Genomic DNA, 23373 nt, shown 5'->3' with positions numbered 1-23373 from the left:
AATTATGATCCGATTTAATCGTGCCTTATCGCCCGTTTCTGTTCTAAGTTTTGATTTAGATGACACCTTATACAACAATCATCCAATCATAAAATCAGCCTTACAAGCCCAAGCTGACTACTTAGCAAATATTGAGCAATGGCCTGCCGACAGTATGAACTACTGGCTGACATGTCGCGATAATGCATTAAAACAAGACGCAACCTTGGTTGACGATGTCACTCGTTGGCGACAAGCAGCCCTGTTATATGCAATGCAGGATCTTGGCTTTGAACACGACCTTGCCAAGCACCATGCCGAACAAGCATATCAGGCCTTTGCAGATGCTCGTAGTCAAATAACCGTTGCTGATGATGTGCTTGAATTACTTGAAAAGCTTGGCAGGCATTTTCGCTTAATCGCGATTACTAATGGCAATGTCGAGGTTGAAAAGTTTAATCTAAATGGGGTGTTTGAGTTAGTGCTTCAAGCAGGCCCACATGGTAAAGCAAAGCCTCACGCTGCTTTATTTAATAACGCAGCGCAGTTATTAAATGTCGCTCACAGTGAAATTTTGCATATTGGTGATAGCTTAGACACTGACGTACAAGGCGCTAATAATGCGGGCTGTCAGAGTGTTTGGTTAAATAACCAAGCGACTAATTATCAATACAAAGGGCTGGCGGATATTGAAATTGAAGATATTTTTGCATTAAATCACTTAATTAAAGAGTAACTATTTTTACACGGTCTCGGTTGTTGCTAAAGTAATCCTCTAATCATTGAGATTTTTAGGCAAAATAAATGAATACTCTGCTGAAACTTTTACTACTGTGCTCATTAAGCATTAATGGCTACTTTATTTGGCAGCTCAGTCGTCAAGAGACCACGGTGATAGCAGATAAACAGCAATTTACAGCAACTCAGGTTAATAGCGCTGTTCAACCTAAGCTATTTGAGCACGCCATCACATTGTTTAATAACCAACAATTCGATAAGGCTGTTGCCGCATACTCGCAGCTCAAGGACAATTCACCGCAATACGCACAGCAACTTAAACATGCATGGCAACAAACCGTTGAAACATGGCTGCTAGAGCAGCACGAGCATATCAGCGAGCAATTTCTAAGCGCCTTTTTAAACAGTCATCCATACGATGCCGCCATGTTAAAGCTCGATGCAAAACGCTTAATTAATCAAGGTTATGTACAACAGGGTATTGTAAATTTGATGGCGCTAAGTGATCAATTAGACAGTAATCCGCACAGTGACCTCACTCAGCAAATAGAAGAGCTCACTACTTTACACAGCAATCACTTAATTAACACACAACATTGGCAGCAATTGCTCGAACACAGCCAGCAATGGTTAGAATACGCGCCCTATCATGCCTACTACTTATATATTCATGCATTGGCTTACTACCACTTAGGTGACTATGTGGCGAGTCAAATAAGTTTAGAGCAGTTACCTAATAACCATGCCTTTAAAACACAATCCGACCAACTTAAGCAAAAAATACAGCATGCTTTGGCAGGCGTTGAGAAAGTGAAATTAACTCCCCGAGGGGCGCATTACCTTGTTAGTAGCGTTATTAATAATGAGATTGAGGCCACGCTCATGATTGATACGGGAGCAAGCTTTACCGTTATTGACCAAGCGCTATTGAATACACTCAGCGAACCGGCCCGCTATATTGACACCTTACACGTAAATACGGCGAATGGGCTCGTTGAAGCACAACGCTATCGAGTACAATCGTTTCGCATAGGCCAGCAAAAAGTTGATGACTTTGATATTTTGGTTATCAACAATCACACGGGCTTCGGCCTACTTGGTATGAACTTTTTAGAGAAATTTAAGTTTAATATCAATCAGCAACTGGATGAGTTAGAGTTAACAAAGACTATTTATTAAGGACGAAACATGACACTCAATGACTTCTTACAAAAATTAGCTGAAACACCCCATTTAATCGAGTTTACCGATACAATGGCGGTAATTGATCGTCATTATGACTTTACGCCCAGTGGTTTCAATAATCACGGACTAATTAGTTCAGCCAATGAGAATAATGGATCATGTAAAATCTTCGCGTTTGCCAAACTTAATCAACTCAGCAAACAAAACACCCTCGATTGTTTTGGCGCGTTTTACCGTGAAGACGTTGTTAAACACCCTGATGGCCAAGATCACATGAATATACGCACATTTATGCTCGCACCTGAGACTACGCCGTTTTTGGGGATCACCTTTAGCGAAGAAAATGTACTAAAAGCAAAATAATACCATTCCGCTTAATTAAGTGGTCTATTTTGAGGCAATAAAACCGCGTTGATAACAAGGCAAAAATTTAGTTATTTAGTTGTTCTAAATCAGAAATTTTTAACGCAGGTAGCGACTGGTTTGATCACTCAAAATGATTAAGTATTTTTGCGGATTGGTATAACTACAGCTTTTTTTCCATAAAATAACGGCAGCCGTTGAGTGGGTAATTTGCCATTTGGTACACCACTTGGTAGCCGTTTTTTTCGTAGAAAGGTTTAGCTTGGAAATCAAGCGTATCGAGTTGAGCGACCGTTGCCCCAAGCGCAATAGCTTTGGTTTCTAACTCATGGAGCAAACGCGTTGCAAGCCCTTTACCTCGTGTAAAGTCGTCGCACCACAGCCAACTTATCAGCAGCCAGTTACCAAATACATAACCATGAATACCTGCAACGGTATCACAATTTTTATTCACATATTTAAAACCTAACGGCACGCGTTCAGCATTAAAGTGCTGCTTATTAAATGCAACAACATGCGCCCTTAGCTCATCGTTTAGCTCTACCGAGTCATCACTTTTTAATTGATACATAGCATACCTATAAATGTTATGACTCAGTATAAGCATTTAACGTATTCAGTATAAATGATTTTTTCCGTAAGGGACTTCTAGCATGTTGCTTGCAAGTTTTTCTGGCTGGCCACACATTTCATCGTACGCACTGGTATGGCGTAACACCATCTCACCATAGCTCAAATGATCAAGTCGCTTTTGAATATGCAGCGGGCTCAAATCACGGATAAACTCGCCTTTCTCGTCAGTAACATAGTACTCCACATTATTGATAACCACAGACACTTGATAAAGCGCCATTTCCAATGAGTGCACAATAACTTTTTGCAGTGGTTGGTGCGCTGCAAGTTCAGATAACTTTATCGCCATGTGAAATCCTCTTTGTGTATAGAGTTATCTATACGTGAATTTGGTATACTGTGATCAAATTAATTGTGCAAAAATCATCCATGGTAGAAAAAGTACGGCTTGCTAAATATATTGCTCATGCTGGCATATGCTCTCGTAAACAAGCCTCACGCTTAATTGACCAAGGCGTTGTAAGGGTTAATGGCCAAGCGGCAAATCATATTGACCATGTAAACGACGAAGATGAAGTGATTGTGGAAGGAAAGACGATCACAGGAAAAGCACCAATGGTTTATTTTGCTTACCATAAACCCGTAGGCATTGATTGCAAACTCAATCGTAGCGATGCACAGAGCCTTATCCATTTTTTACCGAGCGAAACTCGCGTTTACCCCATTGGCCGCTTAGATAAAGACTCCCGCGGACTGTTAATACTGACCAATGATGGTGAGTTTTGTAACCAATTAATCCACCCAGACTTTCATCAGCCAAAACGCTACCTGGTCACGGTCGATAAACCGTTAAATCACAGCTTCTGCCAAACAATGGCACATGGCGTGCCTGTCGATAAACACATCACTCTTCCGTGTGAAGTAACGCAAGTAAATGAGCAGCAGTTTATGATTACCTTAAGGCAAGGGCTTAACCGTCAAATTCGCAAAATGGCGCACTATTGTGGCTACAAGGTTATTGATCTTTATAGAATTGAAATTGCCAATTTATCTATCGAACAGCTCGGCCTTGCAGAAGGGCAAACAACCCGTATCGAAAAAACAGACATCATCTAACAAAAAAAGTTTGCATTATTTGACTACAGCTGTAATCTTTAATTAAAGATTACATGTGTAGGCAATAAAATGATTGAACTTTCAAAAGCAGAATTCGAAGTATTAGATGCCGTGTGGCTCGATTATCCTGCGACAGCCAGCCAAGTTATTGAGCGTTTGAGTGACGATAAAGAGTGGCACGAAAAAACCATAAAAACCTTACTCAGCCGCTTAGTTAAAAAAGGCGCACTCAGCTTTGAAAAACAAGGGCGACTGTATAACTACACGCCTTGCATTGCGCGTGAAGAGTACACACTAAAAGAAAGCCAAAGCTTTGTTGAACGTTTCTTTAATGGCCGTATAGCCCCGCTGGTTAGCGGCTTTGCAAAGTCTGAACAACTTTCTCAAAACGACATTGATGAGCTTAAAAAAGTCATTAATGATTGGGAAAAGCAGCAAAAGTAAGGTGATGTCATGTTCGAAACGTTTTTTAATTGGCTATTAGAGCAGCAACTTTTTATCTCTTGCGCTATTTTATTTCTTATCCTTCTTGAGCGAAAGCTCCTCAGCCACGTATCTGCTCGCCTTGTTTATGCGTTATGGGCATTACTCCCTGCGTGTTTAATGTTGGCAAATTTGCCTGATCATTTAAAACCAATACACAATCAGTTCATTAGTCAGTTTACCATTACCCCATCTAATCCAGTGACGCCACAGCTATCACTGAGCTGGTTCGCTATTTATAGCCTAATAACAATTACACTTATGCTCTGTGCCGTGTACTTTCATTATCAGTTTCTCACTCGCTTAAAATTAAAGCCAATAGCGACCCCTAATGACAACTATAAAGGATTACGTTTTTATCAAAGTGAAAAAGTCAGTTCACCCTTAGTGATTGGGCTGATAAAAACCAAATTAGTCCTGCCATCTAATTACAACATTAATTACGACCAGCATGCTTTAGCCCTTATTTTGGAGCATGAATGTGTCCATATTCATCGTAAAGATAATTTAATTAACGCGTTGGCGCTCATGGGCACCTTGTTAATTTGGTTTAACCCACTCGCCTGGTTGGGCTATGCAAGCCTGCGTCGATTGCAAGAGCTTTCATGCGATGAACACGTACTAAAAGATAAATCAACGGAACAGCGAATTCTATACAGCAAGGCATTAGTTCATTGTGCAAGCTTTAGCACCGTGGGACTCATGGCTTACTCACAATACGGAGATAAAAACACCATGTTACAAAGACTCAACCAAATTAAACAACTCGATAATAGTTCGTTTATTGCAAAAACAGCGCTTGTTATTTTTGCGGCCGGTATGCTTAGTAGCTTTGCAATTGCAAAACAGCCTGTGAATGCAGAGAAAGAAAAAGACTACCAAGCTGTGATGCGTGTAGAGCCTATCTATCCAGTGCAGGCAGTAGAGCAAGGAATAAGCGGCTCAGTTGTATTGAAATACGACATTTCACCCAGCGGGGCCACCAGCAATATCAGTGTTGTGAGTGCTGAGCCTGAGGATGTATTTAACCGAGAGGCTAAGCGCGCACTAAAAAAATGGCAATACGCGCCAACTGAATCAGGCTATAAAAATGTCCTCGTGCAGCTCGACTTTGCTTTGGATGAAAACGTTAAAGCGAAGGATTTAATTGAGAAAATTAAAGTGAGCTCTAAGTAATTAACGAGCACCAAAGACCCTAAAGCAAGCGCCTTTTTTAAGCCGCTTGCTTTGTGGTTTTTATAAACAGACTGCAATCATCGCCACGGCACAAACATAACCAACGAGCCAAACCAATGAACGCAGAATATCTTGGTTTATATAGTAAAAAATGCAGTACATAACACGTGAAACAACATGCATAATAGCCAATGTTTCGGTAACGTGATACACATTGTTAGTACTCATAACGACCGCTAAAGCAACACCAAAAACAATCAAAGATTCAAAACTGTTTTGGTGTGCAGCCAACGCGCGAGCGCCAAATCCTGTTAGTTTGCTCTGCTGCTCTCTTGGGTGTTTATTGTCGTATCCCGCAAGCTTATTTTGTGCAAATGCGACGGGCGCTTTCGCTAAATAAGGCAATAATACAGCAATGAGTGCACACAGTATTAATGTTGTCATAACGCTTCCTTATTCTGTTGTATACACCTACCCTAACGTAAACAGAAAAAAGCCGCTACCTTTAACGACACCGTCTAACACAGCTGATTTTTTCTCAAGTTGATCGATAAGCTAATGCGCTTATAACACGGCTTTGTTACTCTAACAGCCTCTCCCCATTAATTTATTTTCAATATGACTTGGATTTTCTTAACCATTTTTGCCGCCTTTATGCAGTCGTGGCGAAATGCATTACAAAGTAAACTCAGCGCACATGTCAGTGTAGCAGGGGTCACTTTGGCACGTTTTATTGTTGCAAGTCCTATTGCAGCGCTGTATTTATTGAGCCTTTATCGTTATCAAGCAGCCGCACTCCCCGACTTCAACCCTGCTTTTATTGGTTATATTGTTGGTGCAAGTGTTGTACAAATTGTCGCAACCGGATTAATGGTTAAACTGTTTAAAATGAACAACTTTGCTGTTGGAGCAGGGCTTGCTAAAAGTGAGGCTTTAATGGCCGCCATTTTAGGGGTGATGTTCTTTGGTTCTGCGCTGTCTTTATTAGGTTGGTTTGGTGTATTTATTGGTGCCATTGCCGTCTTACTGCTCAGTGGGATTGCCAATGTCAAACACTTCAACTTAGGTACCGCGTTATTGGGATTGGCTTGTGGTACTTCATTTGCGCTTTCATCATCTTGGATCCGCGAAGCAAGTCTTAACTCAGGACTGAGTTTTCCGCATTCTGCAGCATGGGTTTTAGTACTTATTATTAGTCTGCAAACTGTTATGTTGTGTTTTTATATCGCGCTAAAAGAACGCGACACCTTTGCAAAAATGTGGCAACACAAAGGCACGACAACTGCCGTCAGTGTGTGTAGTTGTTTGGGGTCTATAGGGTGGTTTAGTGCCATGAGTTTACAGCATGTTGCGTATGTGAAAACGCTAGGGCAAATTGAGGTGTTCTTTACCATAATGGTATCAATACTGTTGCTTAAACAGCCGCTAAAACGCCAAGACACGGCAGGGCTCGTGTTAATTGCGCTCGCGGCTATACTCGTTATGCTTCCTTAAAAGAGCGGCAATAGCCGCTTTTTTAATGACTGATTTTAAGCGTGATCACACCACTTATAATCAGTAATACACCCGCGATGCGACCAAATGTGGCTGCATCGCCGTAAAACAAAATACCTACTAAAAAAGTACCTGCAGCACCAATGCCTGTCCATACTGCATAAGATGTCCCCATGGGTATTTGTTTTTGTGCAAGCCATAACATGAACCCGCTGGCGACCATAAACGCCACGGCAATCGAAATACCTAACCAGCGGCTTTCTTGATCTTGCGACATTTTAAGCCCAACAGGCCAGCCTATTTCTAATAACCCCGCCACAATTAAGTATAGCCATGCCATTAGTCGTCTCTCTTTTTCAGTATCACATCGTACAAGTCTTCACGACGGTCTTTTAAGTTACGCACGGTTCCTTCGCTGTGAAGAATCTTCAACTTGTCCATGTCTAAATCACTGAATAACAGCATTTCGGTATTTGGGGTTGCTTCGTTTAATGTCGCATCGTGTGGAAATGAAAAATCTGACGGCGTTAATACTGCCGATTGTGAATACTGTACATCAAGGCTTTCAACTTCAGGTAAATTACCAACAGAGCCAGCAATAACCACGTAGCACTCATTTTCAATAGCACGCGCTTGTGCACAATGGCGCACACGTAAATAACTATTTTTAGTGTCTGTCCAAAAAGGCACAAATAAAATATCTAGGCCTTGTTTTGCTAAAATACGCGACAACTCTGGAAATTCAACGTCATAACAAATTTGGATCCCCACACGCCCCGCGTCGGTTTCGAATACCGCAATTTTATCGCCGCCTTGAATAACCCAGTCGTTTTGTTCATGAGGCGTAATATGTATTTTACGCTGCTCATCAATTTTACCGCTTCGATGACACAAGTAGCTGACATTATAAATCTTATCGCCCTCTGCCAGTGGCATTGAACCGGTAATAATATTGGCATTGTATTCAACAGCCATACGTGACATCGCATCGCGAAAAGTTTCGGTGTACTCAGCTAAGTAACGGATCGCTTCTGTTTGATTGCTTTGCTCAGTTAAGCCCATTATTGGCGCATTAAAGAACTCTGGAAATAAAATAAAGTCGCTTTTATAGTCAGACACTGTATCCACAAAATATTCAACTTGTTTTAGCAGTTCTTCTACCGAGTCAACACAGCGCATTTGCCATTGTACAGCCCCTACACGCACTATAGATTTAGTTGATTCAAGCACAGTATCAGTGGGTTCAAACATAATGTTATTCCACTCTAACAACGTAGCGTAGCCCACTGACTCTTGGTCTTCAGGTAGGTATTTTTTAAGCAGTCGCTTTACCTGAAAATCGTTCGAAAGCTGGAAACTGAGAATCGGATCATATAATTCTTTGTGATCAACTTTCTCAATGTATTCCATTGGCGACATATCACTGCTGTGATTGTAATAACGTGGAATACGCCCGCCCGCTAAAATAGCGCGTAAGTTATACTGACGACAAAGCTCTTTACGTGCGTCATATAAACGACGACCGAGTCGCATACCTCGGTGGGTCGATGAAATAACCACATCTAATCCGTATAACGCATCGCCTTCTGGATCACTAAAGACACGGTCATGACCATCAACAATATCTTCATAAGTATGGGGGTTAGAAAAACGCGCATAATCAACTTGCACACTCAGTGCTATGCCTACTAAAACGCCATCATCTACAATCCCGATTTGACCTTCTGGAAATTGATCAATCAGTCTGAAAATCGTATGGCTTGGCCACGCGCCCCCCAGCCCAGGATAGGCTTGATCCATTAAAGTTTTTATTTGTGGATACTGCTCTTTCGTTAAATTACAGATCGCTAAATGCGTTTTTTCTGCCGGCATACATACTCCTTTTAGGCACGAGAGGACAAACCAAGCGGCAATGTGCATACTATTCTCTCAACTAATTGATTCTAGTCTGCATCTTTTGCTTGTTATGCTAAACCCTAAGCTTAGCAAATATCAGGTGAACACGTGTTTAATCCTGCGCCCAAATTATGAACTTTTTTACTGTTATCTATGTGAATAACCTAGAATAGCTGATCACTGCTGAAATTATCATCTATACTTACATTCTCCCTGTCTGTATCTATGAGGTTGGTTTGATAAAACATCTACTTAAACAACCTACGCAGTCTGGATTAGAAGAAATTGAACATGTAAAGTTTCTCATCATTTCTAGAATTGCTTATTTTGCCTTAGCAGTTCATGCCTTATTAATACCAGCCTTTGCCCACATTGGAGCCAATACGCTTGCCATAGTAAACGTATTAAGTGTTTTTGCTTGGGGCGGTGGCATCTTTCTTATAAACCAAGGATTAACCTCATTAGCGCTGAGAGTATTTTGCCTCGAAGTGCTCATTCATGCAGTGGTGGTATGTGCAACACTGGGACTCAGCGCAGGGTTTCAATTTTATTTATGGACAATTTCTTGTATTTTAATGATCGACTATCAATTGCCGTTAAAACGCGCTGCTATTTATAGCTTTTTAATGATCATCACCTTTGCTTTGTTATACGTCTTTTTTGCCGAAGTAACCTATACCTTTTCCTACCCTGAACTCATTCCTCATATCAATGTGATCAACATCATTATAGCTGGATTACCCATGGTATATGGCATTGGCTTGATTAGAGAAATAACGATATCACAGCGAATAGAGCTGACAGAAATGGCCTCTCGTGACCCACTTACAAAATTGTATAACCGTCGTTTTGCAAAAAAACTCATCCTAGCAGCCCATAAAAAAAACATTGAGAACGCTGATAACCTCAGCTTAGTTATGGCTGATATTGATCACTTTAAAAATATAAATGACAGCTACGGCCATGATAAAGGCGACACCATATTGTTGAATATTTCTGCCGCTATTCGTGCTTTTTTAACTGAAAATGATATTGCGGTACGCTGGGGAGGAGAAGAGTTTTTGTTACTACTAGGGCACACCAATCAACAACAAGCCTTTGCCAAAGTCGAAGCATTACGCCAGCAAATTGCAGCCATTGAACCGCATCAAGACTTTCCTGAATTAACCGTCACGATGAGTTTTGGCCTTATTGAATGGCAACCGTTAGCGTCGCTTGAGTGCATGCTGCAACAAGCAGATGCCGCATTGTATAAAAGCAAGCACTCAGGGCGAAATAAAACCACCATCGCGACCGGACAAAGTAGCGTATTTAATAACATTGACGCCGTTAGTTAACCGCGTTAATCGTAATACTGTGTACGATATTTTGCGGCAACAGTGGCGTCAACTCGCTAGACACATAATCATTAAACCCTGCACGGTAAAACTCCGATAAAGGATGACCTGACTGACCTCCAGGAATCGCCATAATCGCATTTTCTAGATAACCTGGCTGTACGATAAAGCGTTGTGATGCGCCAAAACTTCGACCTTGTACTGCGGGCATAAAAGTATCGCCAAACCCCGGAGCCGTTGGCATATTCAACAGCTTTTTAAGCACTGGGATCTGCTTAGCGAATGGGTGTTCAATCACCAATTGATTCACTTTTCCCCACTCCCAACTATGTAAATTATTGCCATACTGCTTCGTTAATTTAGCGACGGTGTGATCGAATGCTGCCAACATTTGCTGCTGCCAATCGCTGTACTTTGGATTTAACCAGTGTGCCGGTTTTTCCTCAATCAGTTGCCAAAGCGCAGGCTCTAAATCACGCTTTACATATTTCAAGCTACCGCCGTCTAACTTAAGTGTGTTTTCAAGAGGACTAAATAGGCTATTAATAACTTCGTCTCGATAACGTTTCACTAAGGTATAGCCTATTGAATCGCTACAAGCACAGGCTTGCCAGTTGTTAAGCGCTGTTAAGTAAACAGTATATTTATCACCGGCAGCAGTTAATTGATTAACAAGTAAATTATGCCAATCTTTTAAAAAGCGCGCTTCATTATCGTGTTGTAAGTCATAAAAGTCTTGTTCGTTAAACTGTTGTTTTTCAAATAAGCGATCGCGAATTTGCGCTGAACGAGCCCCCATCGCATACGCTCCATTACCAAAACGCGCATGGTCTGCTGCAGAAACAACACGTGAATTACCCGTCCAAAGGCGACCACTCTCAGGGTTTTTAACAAAGGGGCGATCAGTTTCATTATCATGCCATTTGGGTGAGTAATCTTGCTCCGATACCGCAAGCTGATGAGGCACTTTACGTGCTGGAATAGCCCCCATATTTTTCCATGCCGCACTGCCCTTATCATCAACCACCATGAGGTTTTGCACCGGAATACCAACATAATCTGCAAGCGATAAAGCGTCATCGACATTGCGCGCTTGCTCAAGCTTTAAAAGCGCCATGTTTACAGCATAATCATGATGGGCAACCCAGCTTAAGGCGTATGGCTTACCGTTAATCTCTGTCACAGGGCCATATTCACTCATCGTTAATGCATAATGCTCAGTGCTGCCATCATTTAAGAGTATGGGTTCGTCGATTTGCCATGTTTTTTCTTTTCCATCCAGTGCAATCCAGTCAGCAGTGTCGAGGTACCCATTGGTAAACCCCCAAGCGATTTTATTATTAGTGCCCACAACAATAGCGGGCGCTCCCGGTAATGACACCCCTGTAATTTGCTGCATTTCTCCCTTTAATGGGAAATTCAATTGCGCGCGATACCAAATGATTGGCACAGCAAACGACAAATGCATATCATCCGATAACATGGCCGACCCTGTGGCGGTTAAATCGCCTGTTACTGCCCAGTTATTGCTGCCTACTTCTTGGTTTTCATCAATGTGAGTCATCGCCCACAGCGGCTCATTTAATGCGGGAATCTTGCCTGAATATGGGACTAATTTACTATTATCTAGCGCGGCTTGATAGGGACTCGGTTGAGTTATAAATTCAACCATTGCATTACCGTACCGTTGTTCAATTTCAATCAGTGTTTTATCACGCTCAAAGGTTGCCGTTTGCAAATCTAAGTACATACTAAAAATAATCAGTAAACTGTCTTCACTTTGCCAAGGCTTGGCCTCTGCGCCCGTTAAAATATACTCAAAACTGTCGAAACCAACTTGTGCATGCCCTTCATTGACTCCCGCTGTATAGGCTTTTAATAAAGCCTGATCTTTATCCGGTAACTGTGCGAGCATAATTTGGCTGCGTTGTCGCAATTGATGAAAGCGCATTTTTTTATCAAGGCCTAGAGCTGCTTTTCCAAATAGCTCACTGAGTTCACCCGCAGCATTTCGACGCAATAAATCCATTTGAAAAAAGCGATCTTGCCCATGCGCAAAGCCAAGTGCATAAGCAGCATCTAAACGGTTTTGAGCATGAATTACGGCTTGCCCCAGCTTATCGCGCTCAATTTTTACTGAGTGGGTAATTGCCGAGCTGGTTCCCCGACCATCTAAAGCAGGTAAACTTAAATTCAACACACCATAAGTGATCCCCGTAGCGAGTAGCCCCACTATAAGTAAGCTTATTAGTAACCATTTGATTATCTTAAACATGCCCAAATTCCTTGCGCGAAAGTAACAAATACATGGGTATAGTAACCCGTGCTTTGTGAAAAAATAGTGTTACGATACAAATAATTAAATTTAACGTGGACAGCTCAATTGTCCATTGTTAATTACGACAGAAATTGTCTATAGTAGGAAGATAGTATAATACGCAATAAGACTTATGCCGCTAGCGACTGAAAACGACAATAAAAAGCTAAGAAAACTCAGGCTCGCTTTCTGGTTTTCGCTCGCGCTAATTGTATTCATTGGTTTTGTATTAGATCACATTAATTACAACCGCGGAAAAGACGCCTTTCGCTCTCAAGAACTGGCTAAATTAAGCGCCTACCGTGCTGAACTTGAATCAATCCTCATTTCAAATATCCAGCTTGTTCGTGGCCTTGCGGTCGCGGTTGCTGCCGAGCCCAACCTTGATCAAACACGCTTTGCACAAATTGCAGCCCCTCTATTTGAGACCTCTTCAGAGCTTAGAAATATTGGTGGCGCGCCCGATATGGTTATTCGTATGGCCTACCCATTAGAAGGTAACGAAAAGTCGATTGGCCTTAACTTTTTAGAGAATGCAGCACAGCGCGATGATGCCATTAAAGCACGTGACGAGAATACCATTGTCATGGCGGGCCCATTAGAATTGGTGCAAGGTGGCCACGCATTAGTCGCCCGAATGCCTGTTTTTATGCCACCTGACCATAAATTTTGGGGCTTACTCTCGGTGGTGCTTGATATTAATAAGATCTACACCAACTCTGGCTTGGTCTCATTAGGTAATCATTACGACGTAGCACTACAAGGGCGAAACGGCAAAGGCCAACACGGTGAATTCTTTTATGGTCAAAAGCATATTTTAGAAAACACGCCACTCAGTTTCAGTATTACATTTCCGGGTGGTGAATGGCGCATGTATGCGGCGCCAAAAGCCGGTTGGAGCCCTCCTAGTTCAACAATATGGCCACTTAGGATAGCCATAATTTTGGTTTGTGCGTTATTTGCTAGCGCATCGCTATTTTTCTTAAAAATGCTAGAACGACAATACAAAAGCGAACGAATGCTTGAAACCATGAGCAGTCTTGCCAAAATCGGCGCGTGGTCTTTTAATCTTGAAACCAAAAGCATGTATTGGTCAGATATGACCAAGCAAATATTTAACTATCCGATAAATAAACAACCTGAATGGCCTACCAATTTTAACGGCTTTAAAGCGGGCTTTAGCCGCGACAAAATTCGCCACCTTTACGAGCAGGCGCTTAAACATGGCAAGAGTTTTGAAACACAAATTCAAATTATTAATGCAAAAGGTGATGCGGTTTGGGTTTTAGTCCACTGTGAGGCTGAGCATAAGAATGGTCGATGCATCAAGCTATTTGGCTCAATTCAAGATATAGATGCGCGCAAACTAATTGAACTTGAAAACCAGAAAATAGCACTACACAACGAAATTTTAGCATCTTTAACCGTGAATGATGCAGTCCTGACTGGCAACTTAAACCTGTCTAAGCATGTAATTGTGCAAGCAATTTGCCATGCGCTCAATGTCGACCGTGCAAGCATTTGGTTGTTTAGCGACGATAGGCAGTCACTCAACACTTTTGCTATTCATGATCAGAGCAACCCACAATTTAGTGACCCCATCTGTTTGCAGCAGATTGAGGTGCAAAACTATTTTGATGCCATTAACAATAATGCCGTTATTAACGCCAGCGATGCTCAACAACATCCCTTTACTAAAGACTTATACACGGATTACCTTGATAAGTTTGATATTCGCTCTCTGCTTACGGTGATTATTCCTACAGGCAGTAAAACTATGGGGGTGGTATGTGCTGAAAAGTGCCATAGTCGCCAGCAATGGAGTAAAAACGAAGAAAGCTTTTTAATTGCCGTGGCTGCTCTGATTGGTAGCCTACATGCCAGCCAACGTCGTATAGAAACCGAGCAACAACTGGTGCAAGCGAAAGAAGCCGCAGAGCAGGCTGTTAAAGCTAAAAGTGAGTTTTTAGCCAGTATGAGTCATGAGATACGCACGCCCATGAATGGCGTAATTGGGATGCTTAATATCATCAAGCAAACCAAGTTAGATAGCCAACAAAATCATCATATTCAATTAGCACAATCATCTGCTGAGTCGTTATTGCATATTATCAACGATATTTTAGATTTCTCGAAAATTGAAGCAGGCAAATTAGATATTGAAAATATTAGCTTTAATGTATCAAAACTACTGGGTGACACCGTTGAGTCATTTGCGATTAAAGCAGAGCAAAACAATACCAAGCTTGTGCTTGATGCCACCCAAATTACTCATGAATTTATTGTTAGCGATCCTAATCGTATTCGACAAATTATTAATAACCTACTCGGAAATGCGATTAAATTTACAAAAGATGGCGAAATAATCGTCATTGCGACGGTCAAACAGATTGACGATGCGATGTATTTAGATTGCTCTGTCGTTGATTCTGGGGTTGGTATTAAACCTGAAAAACAAGCCACATTATTTGATTCATTTACCCAAGCCGATGCTTCAACCACGCGCCGATACGGTGGCACGGGCTTGGGTCTTGCTATTGTAAAGCAGCTGTGTAAGTTGATGCAGGGTGATGTCAATGTGGTTAGTTCTTATGGCGAAGGCAGCACCTTTAACTTTTCCATTAAGGTAAAATTAGATTATAAAAAACAGTCCCTCGAGCCTAGCCATATCATTGATAAAAAACAGATATTAATTGCCGACAGCTGTACTCTAAGCAGTAATATTGCCAAAAAGCAGCTGCAATTATGGGGCGCAGAAGTCGAAGAAATAAACGACATGGCCAGTTTATTAAATCGTGCCAAACAACAAAATGGTCAACGTTGCGACGCCATTTTTGTTGATTATCAACTGTATATGCAAGCAAGTGCAGCCGAAAAACAGGCCTTTAAAACACATTTTAATGCAACCCGCTGTAAACGCATTTTAATGGCCCCGATGAGTCTGACAGAAAAACAAACAAGACAAACACTGAAAGTTGAGAGTATTATCTTTAAGCCATTAACGCCCTCTGATTTGTTTAACTCTCTTGCTAACGATAAATATATCGAGCAGCAACAAATCAATAAAGAAACCTTAGTAAAAAAAGTAGCAACGTACACTGTAAATTCGGCATCGCAAATACTGTTAGTTGAAGATAATAAAGTAAATCAGATGGTTGCAGGCGCGCTGCTAAAACAAGCCGGTATTAGCTTTGACATTGCCGAAAATGGCCTTGAGGCAATTGCAAAAATCGCAAACCGAGAACATATGCCCTACGAATTAATTTTAATGGATTGTCAAATGCCTGAAATGGACGGTTACCAAGCGACACGGGCAATTCGTAACGGCGATGCAGGCACAGCACATCGCGAAGTTAGTATTGTTGCGCTTACAGCTAATGCGATGCAAGGCGATAAAGAGCGCTGTTTAAACGCCGGTATGAATGATTATTTAACCAAGCCGCTAAACTTTGATTCACTTAATAAAAAACTATCCGTGTGGTTAGACACCCACCAAGAAAGAGAGTAAAACAATGCAATTATCTCCTAATCAACAACGCGTTATTGGCTGTTTACTCGAAAAACAAAGTACAACACCCGAACATTATCCACTGTCTTTAAATTCATTAACCAATGCCTGTAATCAAAAATCAAATCGGGAGCCTGTGCTCTCTCTTACTGAAGCCGATGTGCAAGACACGCTTGATGAGTTAATTGCATTACGCCTTGTCACTGTTGATGAGGGGCTGTCGGGTCGCGTGAATAAGTACGCGCACCGTTTTTGTAATACTGAATTCGGCAGCTTGCAATTTACCGAGCAGCAACGCGCCATTATTTGCTTGTTATTACTACGCGGCGCACAGACGCCGGGCGAATTAAGAACGCGCAGTAATCGCCTTGCTGAGTTTGCAAGCGTCAATGAGGTCGAAAGCGCTTTAAACTCTCTAATTGAGCAAGAGTATGTTACTCGCTTAGCGCGTGAGCCCGGTAAACGCGAAAGCCGTTATCAACATCTATTTGTTGATCCACAAAGTGTACATGAAATAACGCATTCAGCAGAGCCTGAACACGATCGTGTCGATGAAGTTGAGCAATTACGGGCTGAGATCGACGAACTTAAGCGACATATAGACACTATAAAAGCACATTTAGGGCTTTAATAAAAAGCAGACCCGTAACATAATACCCCTAGATTCAACGCCAAAAATAACATAAATAGGAGCTCTACCATGCGTGCCGATATTCTGGCAGAAATGAAAGTCCAACCCACGATTGACGTAAAAGCGGAGATCACTCGACGCGTCAACTTTCTTAAAAGCCGACTGCTTGCTGCGCACTCGCGCTCGCTAGTATTAGGTATTAGTGGCGGTGTGGACTCTTCAACCTGTGGCCGTTTATGTCAATTAGCCGTGAATGAATTGAACCAAGAGCATAACACCAACGAGTATCAATTTATTGCTGTGCGCTTACCGTACGGTATTCAAGCCGATGAAGACGAAGCGCAAATGGCCGTTGACTTTATTCAACCCAGCAAGCGCATGACCGTTAATATTAAAGCCGCTGTGGATGGCATGCATGAGCAAGCTATGGCGGCTGTCATCGGCGCTGGGGGTGAATTGCCTGAACAAGCAAAAATCGATTTCATTAAAGGTAACGTTAAAGCTCGCCAACGTATGGTCGCGCAATACGAAATTGCTGGTTTTTGCCAAGGCCTCGTTGTAGGCACAGATCACAGTGCTGAAAATATCACAGGGTTTTACACTAAATTTGGTGATGGTGCATGCGACCTTGCGCCATTGTTTGGTCTGTCGAAACGTCAAGTTAGAGCGCTTGCCGAGCACTTAGGTGCCCCAGCACTGCTCGTGCACAAAGCACCAACAGCCGACCTAGAATGTGACCGCCCAGGTTTAACCGACGAAGAGGCGCTCGGCTTAACGTATGAGCAAATTGATGACTTTTTAGAAGGGAGAGATGTGAGCAGTGAAGTAGAGCAAAAACTAACGGCGATTTACCTGCGTACACAGCACAAACGCCAAGCTATCCCCACTGTTTACGACGCGCTTTAAACTGCATTTAACAGCTCATAAACCGTAAATGACACTTCAAGGGCAATTAACAGCAATAAAAAGCCTATTAATTGCCCGCTTTTGACCCGCGCACACACATACGCCCCCAATGGCGCACCAAGCACAACCACAGGGATCGCGGCTAATAAATACGCTTCAATCTGCGCAGTAACTACGTTAAGAAAGAAATAGTTTACACAACTGGCCACCACCGAAGTCAACGCCATTATAATCACCGTGGTTGCTGTCGCACGTTGAATATTCGCATTGTATGCAATGACGAGCAGTGCAAATATGGCAATATCAGCCCCTGAACCAACTAACCCCGATGCAATGCCACCAATAACAGCCACCAGCGCCACTCGCGCTTTATTCACGGTAATATCAGTTTGACTGCAAATATGCTGGGCTCGTCGGTAAATACGCCACGCTAATGTGAGCGCAAAACACAACAGTAGTGAACTAAATACCCCTTTCACGACTAAGCGAGGCACGTAATCTGCAATAAACAGTAAGCTAAAAATAGCGCCCACAATTGCCAAAGGCGCAGCAATCAACACCACGTGCTTGTAATAGGCAATACGACCAAAAATAATTGTTAAAGCCGCGGCTGTCATACCAAAACTTTGAATCGCTAGAGAGAAAACTTTAGCTGTTGCAGGCTCTATTGCTAATACTTTGGTCATCACAGGAAACGCCACCGCCCCGCCCCCTAATGCAGTACCTCCGGCAACAAAGGATCCGAGAGCCATCGTGGCGGCAATACTCACTTGCGCCATAAAGTGACCCATTAGCCCGGTGGCTCCTTGAGAAAATAATAAGGAACAGTACACACTGATAATGAACAGCCATGGCATAAACCGTAACCAATGCCATGACCTTAAAAAAGCAAACATAAGCAGCTAGAAGAACCTCGAGTGCGATTATTATGCCTGACTCTTGAAGTTCAGCAAATGATCTATATAGAGATTAGATACGTAAAAGTTTGCTTACATGATTGCAGTAAAGATGAAATAGTTCTGTAATTTGGTTTATAGTTGTTACAGTAACGTACTCTTAATGCATACCTTATCGCATTAAAAAGTCTAAGGATTTATATTAATTTATGTCATCGCCCATTTTAATTACTGGTGCAGGTCAACGTATAGGACTTGCTTTAGCAGAGCACTTTTTAGCACAAGGGCAAGCAATCATTGTCACTTATCGCACACGTCATGAAGCGATTGATACACTTGCTGGAAAAGGGGCAACCTGCATTCATGCAGATTTTAATAACGACGAAGCAATTGCGCACTTTATTGAACAATTAAAAAGTCACACAAACCAGCTTAAAGCAATTATTCACAATGCTTCAAGCTGGGACTGCGAAGCAAATAATCACGATTATGCTGCCCTGTTCGACAACATGATGCGCATTCACGCGAAAGCCCCCTATTTAATAAATCTCGCTTCGGCAGACTTATTACTTAATTATCAAAAAAACACAGGACACCCTGCCGATATTATTCATCTTACTGATTACGTAGTTGAAAAAGGCAGTCCTAAACACCTTGCTTATTCTGCGAGTAAAGCCGCGCTTGATAACCTAACAAAGTCATTTGCTGCAAAATTTGCCCCAGCAATCAAGGTCAATGCTATCGCCCCTTCACTCATCATTTTTAATGAACACGATAGCGACGAATACAAAGCCAAAACATTGAAAAAATCGTTGATGGGTATTGAGCCCGGCTGCGCCGAAATTATTAACAGTGTAGAGCTACTACTTAACAGTCATTACATCACAGGCCGTTCGATGCCCGTTGATGGTGGCAGACATTTAAAATAACGAATTATTGAGAAACCTATGCACGATGATTTAAAAAAGAGTTACCAAGGCATTATTAGCGCTGTAGGCGAAGACCCTCAACGCGAAGGCTTACTAGATACACCTAAGCGTGCCGCAAAGGCGATGGAATATTTAACAAAAGGCTATCGTCAAACGTTAGATGAAATTACCAACAACGCGGTGTTTACCTCAGATGCTGATGACATGGTATTAATTCAAGATATTGAACTTTACTCAATGTGTGAGCATCACTTGCTACCCTTTGTTGGTCGTTGCCACATTGCTTATATTCCAAATGGTAAAGTACTTGGTTTATCAAAGTTTGCACGTATTGTTGATATGTTTGCGCGTCGCTTTCAAATCCAAGAGCAACTTACTCATCAAATAGCGAAAGCAGTTGAAGAAGTCACTGGAGCAAAAGGCGTGGGGGTGATTGTTGAAGCGAAACACATGTGCATGATGATGCGTGGCGTTGAAAAGCAAAACTCAAGCATGCGCACCTCAGTGATGCTTGGCAACTTTAGGGCTGATCCAAAAACCCGTAACGAGTTTTTACAACTAGTTAGAGGGTAATTATGGCCAATGCAATTATTAATGTAACGAATTTAAGACTGAGAACCTTTATTGGTTTTAACCCAGACGAGCGGGAAAAAAAGCAGGATGTGGTGATCAACTTAGAAATTCACTACCCGGCTGACCAAGCATGTGAAACAGATGCCGTTGATAAAGCGCTCAACTATAAAACCATCACTAAAGAGGTGATCAGTCTTGTGGAGCAAGGGCATTTTTTACTCTTAGAAAAACTCGTTGCAGAGATACTGGCAATTTGCCATGAGCATCAGAGCGTTCATTACGCTAAAGTGCGCGTTGATAAACCTCATGCTCTTCGTTTTGCTGACTCTGTGTCACTCACACTTGACTGGCAAAAAGACTAAAGCAACCCTTCTAGCCCAACCGCAAAGGCAAGCACGGCTAAATAACGTGCGCCTTTGCCAAGGGCAACTAATATCAAAAACACAGAAAATTTAACTCTAAATATTCCCCCAACCACTGTCAGAGGGTCGCCCACAACAGGCAGCCATGCAAACAACAAACTGTATATGCCGTACTTGTTAAATTGCGTTTCTGCTTTTTTAATTGATTTTTCAGACACCGGAAACCATTTACGGTTTTTAAAACGTAAAACTTGTGTTCCTAACCAATAGTTTACACAGCTCCCTAACACATTGCCTAAGGTGGCACTAAGCCACAGTAACCATAAAACGTAGTTGCCTTTGGCTACCATCGCGGTCATGACTAATTCTGAGGAACTCGGTAATAAGGTGGCTGAAATAAAAGCAGTAAAAAAAAGTGATAAATAGGCCATTGCACACCAAAAAAGACAAGCTCAGCACGGTTACTGAGCTTTAACAGTATATTGCAATCCCATTATTTTATAAATTCAATACTCAACGGGTAGTTAACGTCTTTACCATCATTGGCCTTAATAGCACTGACCACCACCATGATAAAAGCAAACACCGCAATCACAGGCAGTAAAATCACGCCAATCACTACAAATATAAGTAAAAAACTCACGATGTAGGCTATCATCATGGTTAATTGAAAATTAAGTGATTTACGGCCATGCTCGGCGACTAATGGCATAACATCGCCCAAGTGCGTTGCTCTTTATTACACTCTACTAATTCAACTTTTTGATTATCTTCCATTTTATCTCCTTGTTGTATTGTTTTCGTTTTTCATTTGCCTATATTATGAGGGCAGATTAAAAATTAAACGCTCACGATGCAAATGAAAAAAACACGCATAACACTGATACTTTGTAGTTTTCTAGCAACCGCTTGTTCTTCAAACGGAGCAAAGCAAGCTACGGCCCCAGCGTTACCTCAAAACGATTACGTCACGTTTATTAAACCAGGCGAATCATTTAAACATAGCCAATTTACTGATATTGAAAACTATATCGTACAACTTAAGAATAAGAAAAAACTAATTATTTTATTTGCCACCTGGTGCGCTGATTCTCAGCGTACTATTGAGCAATTACAAGCAAGTCCATGGGTCAATAATTCTGAACTGCAAATTATTGCGATTGGCCGTGAAGAAAATTCCGCGTCGTTGGCACAGTTTAAACGTGACTACCATCTTAACTATCCGCTTATAAGTGATGAAAGTCGCACAATTTATAATACCTATGCAAACAAAGGGATTCCTCGCCTATTGCTACTCGATGAAGATAACCGACTGATTCAAGAAGAAAATGGCGAAGATGTATACGCCCTTGAACGGCTACTTAATTTGCTGTGATAAAAAAGTGATAACTTCGTGAGGCTTTCTTGATATTGCGCTTTGATACTGTTTTTAAATCATCAAAAACAGGAAAGAACAATGAAAGCTTTACCTTTATCAATGTTAGCAGCCAGCGCTTTGACTAGTTTTTTAGGCCAAGCGGCTGAACTGGACATTAAACTGACCAACCTCACCCAAGGGTTACATTTTACCCCAGTGCTCATTGCAGCCCACAACAGTGAACATAAGTTATTTAACGTAGCAATGCCTGCCTCAACGGCATTACAAACAATGGCTGAAGGCGGAAATTTAGAGCCTTTAATTAATGAAGCGACTGCTGCAAGTAGTGACATGGTTGCGAATCCTGCAGAAGGCTTATTAGCGCCTACCAGTTCCACTATGGCCACATTAACCACCAGCGATGGCAACAATTATTTATCGCTAACTGCAATGTTACTCCCCACCAATGATGGTTTTGTCGGCTTAGATAGCTGGATGATTCCATCGCAAGCAGGAACTTACACCGTGTATTTAAATGCTTATGATGCGGGTACAGAAGCCAATGATGAACGTGTTGTTGAGGGTGCGGGTGCGTTAGATGTTTTAGGTATTCCTGCGGCACCTGGTGGGAATGCTGGTAGTGGAGCAAGTGGTGTAACAAGTAACGAAAACAATACCATGGTACACATTCATCCAGGTAATTTAGGTGATGACGACCTCGAAGCGGGTATCAGTGATCTTAATAATACAGTACACAGATGGCTTAACCCTGTTGCGATGTTAACTGTAACCGTGAAGTAGGAGGCCGTTATGCGCTTTTCAAAAAGCTTAATTATACTCGCGCTGGGTGTAAGCCTCGCAGCATGCAGTGATTCAGATAACAATGATGTGGAAGTAAAACCTCCCGTGGTTGTCACTCCGACAAGCTACGAATTTACTGTGACAATAACCAATTTAACCGCCGCACAACCTTTTTCTCCTGTTGCCCTTATCGCTCACACAGAGGGTATGCTATGGCAAATAGGAAACTCTGCTTCAGAGGCATTAGAAAGAATGGCCGAGGGCGGTGATAACAGCCAACTATTAACCGTTGATTTTGCAACACACGCTCAGAGTGCTGAAAGCCCACTACCTCCGGGAGAGCAACTTACTCTTACACTCACCACGGAGCAGCTTGAATCATTAAAGATTAGCTTAGCGACAATGTTGGTGAATACAAATGACGCTTTTACCGGTCTTAATGCTATAGACGTGTCTTCGTTAGCTGTTAATGAATCACTTTCTCGCCATAGTCATGCTTATGATGCTGGTACAGAGACCAACTCAGAAGCACATGGTACGATCCCAGGTCCTGCTGACTCAGGAGAAGGTTTTAACGAAAGCCGAGATGATATCAACAGTGTAGCAATGCACCCTGGTGTTGTTAGCCAAGATGATGGTTTACGAAGTTCAGTGCTAACGAGCCAACATAAATTTGATAACCCTGTTGCTCAGATAATCATAACGCGGACGCAATAATAATAGCACCCACTTACGCTGAGGGCATAGGGAGGT

26 protein-coding genes are annotated in these 23373 nt (G+C 42.0%); 17 read left to right on the top strand and 9 right to left on the bottom strand.

The features are described from left to right. Positions 1-4 precede the first annotated feature (4 nt). The 3 genes from BM378_RS16535 to BM378_RS16525 all read left to right on the top strand — a co-directional run bounded on the left by BM378_RS16535 (position 5) and on the right by BM378_RS16525 (position 2265). A complete protein-coding gene (locus tag BM378_RS16535) occupies positions 5-715 on the top strand; it encodes an HAD-IA family hydrolase (RefSeq protein WP_036974411.1) in 711 nt (236 codons plus the stop codon). Positions 716-783: 68 nt separating this feature from the next. Then, positions 784-1896: a retropepsin-like aspartic protease family protein gene (locus tag BM378_RS16530; RefSeq protein ID WP_074989624.1), complete on the top strand. Its 1113-nt coding sequence runs from the start codon at positions 784-786 to the stop codon at positions 1894-1896. A 9-nt stretch (positions 1897-1905) separates the two neighbouring features. Further along, on the top strand, positions 1906-2265 hold the full coding sequence (locus BM378_RS16525) for a HopJ type III effector protein (protein WP_074989623.1): 360 nt from the start codon (positions 1906-1908) through the stop codon (positions 2263-2265). Positions 2266-2428: 163 nt separating this feature from the next. Here the strand turns inward: BM378_RS16525 and BM378_RS16520 are convergent, their stop codons facing one another. After that, a complete protein-coding gene (locus tag BM378_RS16520; protein ID WP_036974409.1) occupies positions 2429-2836 on the bottom strand; it encodes a GNAT family N-acetyltransferase in 408 nt (135 codons plus the stop codon). A 45-nt stretch (positions 2837-2881) separates the two neighbouring features. Then, positions 2882-3187, bottom strand: coding sequence for a DUF6482 family protein (locus tag BM378_RS16515; RefSeq protein WP_036974408.1), 306 nt, complete (start codon positions 3185-3187; stop codon positions 2882-2884). Between the two features lie 80 nt (positions 3188-3267). On the opposite strand from BM378_RS16515, the gene BM378_RS16510 reads away from it, so the two are divergent. The 3 genes from BM378_RS16510 to BM378_RS16500 all read left to right on the top strand — a co-directional run bounded on the left by BM378_RS16510 (position 3268) and on the right by BM378_RS16500 (position 5613). Further along, entirely contained in the window at positions 3268-3954 is a 687-nt protein-coding gene (locus BM378_RS16510) for a pseudouridine synthase (RefSeq protein ID WP_036974460.1), read from the top strand. A gap of 69 nt (positions 3955-4023) precedes the next feature. Beyond that, positions 4024-4398: a BlaI/MecI/CopY family transcriptional regulator gene (locus BM378_RS16505; protein ID WP_036974407.1), complete on the top strand. Its 375-nt coding sequence runs from the start codon at positions 4024-4026 to the stop codon at positions 4396-4398. Positions 4399-4407: 9 nt separating this feature from the next. After that, entirely contained in the window at positions 4408-5613 is a 1206-nt protein-coding gene (locus BM378_RS16500; RefSeq protein WP_036974406.1) for a M56 family metallopeptidase, read from the top strand. Between the two features lie 60 nt (positions 5614-5673). On the opposite strand, the gene BM378_RS16495 is transcribed toward BM378_RS16500, so the two are convergent. Continuing rightward, positions 5674-6057: an MAPEG family protein gene (locus BM378_RS16495; RefSeq protein WP_074989622.1), complete on the bottom strand. Its 384-nt coding sequence runs from the start codon at positions 6055-6057 to the stop codon at positions 5674-5676. Positions 6058-6231: 174 nt separating this feature from the next. Between BM378_RS16495 and BM378_RS16490 the strand changes: the two genes are divergently transcribed. Continuing rightward, positions 6232-7107 carry a DMT family transporter gene (locus BM378_RS16490; protein ID WP_083422929.1) on the top strand — a complete coding sequence of 292 codons (876 nt, stop codon included), beginning with the start codon at positions 6232-6234 and terminating at the stop codon, positions 7105-7107. Positions 7108-7129: 22 nt separating this feature from the next. Here the strand turns inward: BM378_RS16490 and BM378_RS16485 are convergent, their stop codons facing one another. Both BM378_RS16485 and BM378_RS16480 read right to left on the bottom strand, forming a co-directional pair. Next, positions 7130-7447 carry a DMT family transporter gene (locus BM378_RS16485; RefSeq protein ID WP_036974404.1) on the bottom strand — a complete coding sequence of 106 codons (318 nt, stop codon included), beginning with the start codon at positions 7445-7447 and terminating at the stop codon, positions 7130-7132. After that, positions 7447-8979 carry a carbon-nitrogen hydrolase family protein gene (locus tag BM378_RS16480; protein ID WP_036974402.1) on the bottom strand — a complete coding sequence of 511 codons (1533 nt, stop codon included), beginning with the start codon at positions 8977-8979 and terminating at the stop codon, positions 7447-7449. The genes BM378_RS16485 and BM378_RS16480 overlap by 1 nt, the downstream gene beginning before the upstream one ends. 260 nt (positions 8980-9239) lie before the next feature. On the opposite strand from BM378_RS16480, the gene BM378_RS16475 reads away from it, so the two are divergent. Beyond that, the gene (locus BM378_RS16475) at positions 9240-10340 is read left to right on the top strand and encodes a GGDEF domain-containing protein (protein ID WP_227006856.1); all 1101 of its coding nucleotides are present in this window, start codon (positions 9240-9242) and stop codon (positions 10338-10340) included. Here BM378_RS16475 and BM378_RS16470 read toward each other — a convergent pair. After that, positions 10333-12615 (bottom strand): penicillin acylase family protein, encoded by a 2283-nt coding sequence (locus tag BM378_RS16470; RefSeq protein WP_074989621.1) that lies wholly within the window; start codon positions 12613-12615, stop codon positions 10333-10335. The genes BM378_RS16475 and BM378_RS16470 overlap by 8 nt on opposite strands. A 175-nt stretch (positions 12616-12790) precedes the next feature. Here BM378_RS16470 and BM378_RS16465 point away from each other — a divergent pair, with 175 nt between their 5' ends. The 3 genes from BM378_RS16465 (at position 12791) to nadE (ending at position 17702) form a co-directional block, all read left to right on the top strand. Further along, on the top strand, positions 12791-16165 hold the full coding sequence (locus tag BM378_RS16465; RefSeq protein WP_074989620.1) for a response regulator: 3375 nt from the start codon (positions 12791-12793) through the stop codon (positions 16163-16165). Between the two features lie 4 nt (positions 16166-16169). Next, positions 16170-16796 carry a YceH family protein gene (locus tag BM378_RS16460; RefSeq protein WP_065978876.1) on the top strand — a complete coding sequence of 209 codons (627 nt, stop codon included), beginning with the start codon at positions 16170-16172 and terminating at the stop codon, positions 16794-16796. A gap of 69 nt (positions 16797-16865) precedes the next feature. Next, the gene (gene nadE, locus BM378_RS16455; RefSeq protein WP_074989619.1) at positions 16866-17702 is read left to right on the top strand and encodes an NAD(+) synthase; all 837 of its coding nucleotides are present in this window, start codon (positions 16866-16868) and stop codon (positions 17700-17702) included. On the opposite strand, the gene BM378_RS16450 is transcribed toward nadE, so the two are convergent. Beyond that, positions 17699-18493, bottom strand: a complete 795-nt coding sequence (locus BM378_RS16450) for a sulfite exporter TauE/SafE family protein (protein WP_227006857.1) — start codon at positions 18491-18493, stop codon at positions 17699-17701. The two genes, nadE and BM378_RS16450, sit on opposite strands and share 4 nt — an antisense overlap. Before the next feature lie 314 nt (positions 18494-18807). Between BM378_RS16450 and folM the strand changes: the two genes are divergently transcribed. The 3 genes from folM to folX are packed head-to-tail and all read left to right on the top strand — an operon-like array spanning position 18808 to position 20462. Continuing rightward, positions 18808-19527 carry a dihydromonapterin reductase gene (folM, locus tag BM378_RS16445; RefSeq protein ID WP_036974391.1) on the top strand — a complete coding sequence of 240 codons (720 nt, stop codon included), beginning with the start codon at positions 18808-18810 and terminating at the stop codon, positions 19525-19527. An 18-nt stretch (positions 19528-19545) separates the two neighbouring features. Continuing rightward, entirely contained in the window at positions 19546-20100 is a 555-nt protein-coding gene (gene folE, locus BM378_RS16440; protein WP_036974389.1) for a GTP cyclohydrolase I FolE, read from the top strand. Positions 20101-20102: 2 nt separating this feature from the next. After that, positions 20103-20462, top strand: coding sequence for a dihydroneopterin triphosphate 2'-epimerase (gene folX, locus BM378_RS16435; protein ID WP_036974387.1), 360 nt, complete (start codon positions 20103-20105; stop codon positions 20460-20462). Here folX and BM378_RS16430 read toward each other — a convergent pair. Both BM378_RS16430 and BM378_RS16425 read right to left on the bottom strand, forming a co-directional pair. Beyond that, the gene (locus BM378_RS16430; RefSeq protein ID WP_036974386.1) at positions 20459-20893 is read right to left on the bottom strand and encodes a YqaA family protein; all 435 of its coding nucleotides are present in this window, start codon (positions 20891-20893) and stop codon (positions 20459-20461) included. The genes folX and BM378_RS16430 overlap by 4 nt on opposite strands. Before the next feature lie 62 nt (positions 20894-20955). Continuing rightward, a complete protein-coding gene (locus BM378_RS16425) occupies positions 20956-21174 on the bottom strand; it encodes a DUF4870 domain-containing protein (RefSeq protein WP_227006858.1) in 219 nt (72 codons plus the stop codon). A 147-nt stretch (positions 21175-21321) separates the two neighbouring features. On the opposite strand from BM378_RS16425, the gene BM378_RS16420 reads away from it, so the two are divergent. From BM378_RS16420 to BM378_RS16410, 3 genes are all read left to right on the top strand, one after another. Then, positions 21322-21837, top strand: coding sequence for a TlpA family protein disulfide reductase (locus BM378_RS16420; RefSeq protein ID WP_074989633.1), 516 nt, complete (start codon positions 21322-21324; stop codon positions 21835-21837). Between the two features lie 81 nt (positions 21838-21918). Further along, a complete protein-coding gene (locus BM378_RS16415) occupies positions 21919-22620 on the top strand; it encodes a spondin domain-containing protein (RefSeq protein ID WP_074989617.1) in 702 nt (233 codons plus the stop codon). 9 nt (positions 22621-22629) lie between these two features. Next, positions 22630-23337 (top strand): spondin domain-containing protein, encoded by a 708-nt coding sequence (locus BM378_RS16410; protein ID WP_074989616.1) that lies wholly within the window; start codon positions 22630-22632, stop codon positions 23335-23337. The last annotated feature ends 36 nt before the right edge of the window (positions 23338-23373 follow it).

The organism is Pseudoalteromonas lipolytica, from assembly GCF_900116435.1.
In the GTDB taxonomy this organism is placed as follows: domain Bacteria; phylum Pseudomonadota; class Gammaproteobacteria; order Enterobacterales; family Alteromonadaceae; genus Pseudoalteromonas; species Pseudoalteromonas lipolytica.
This window is presented reverse-complemented; position numbering and strand designations above follow the sequence as displayed.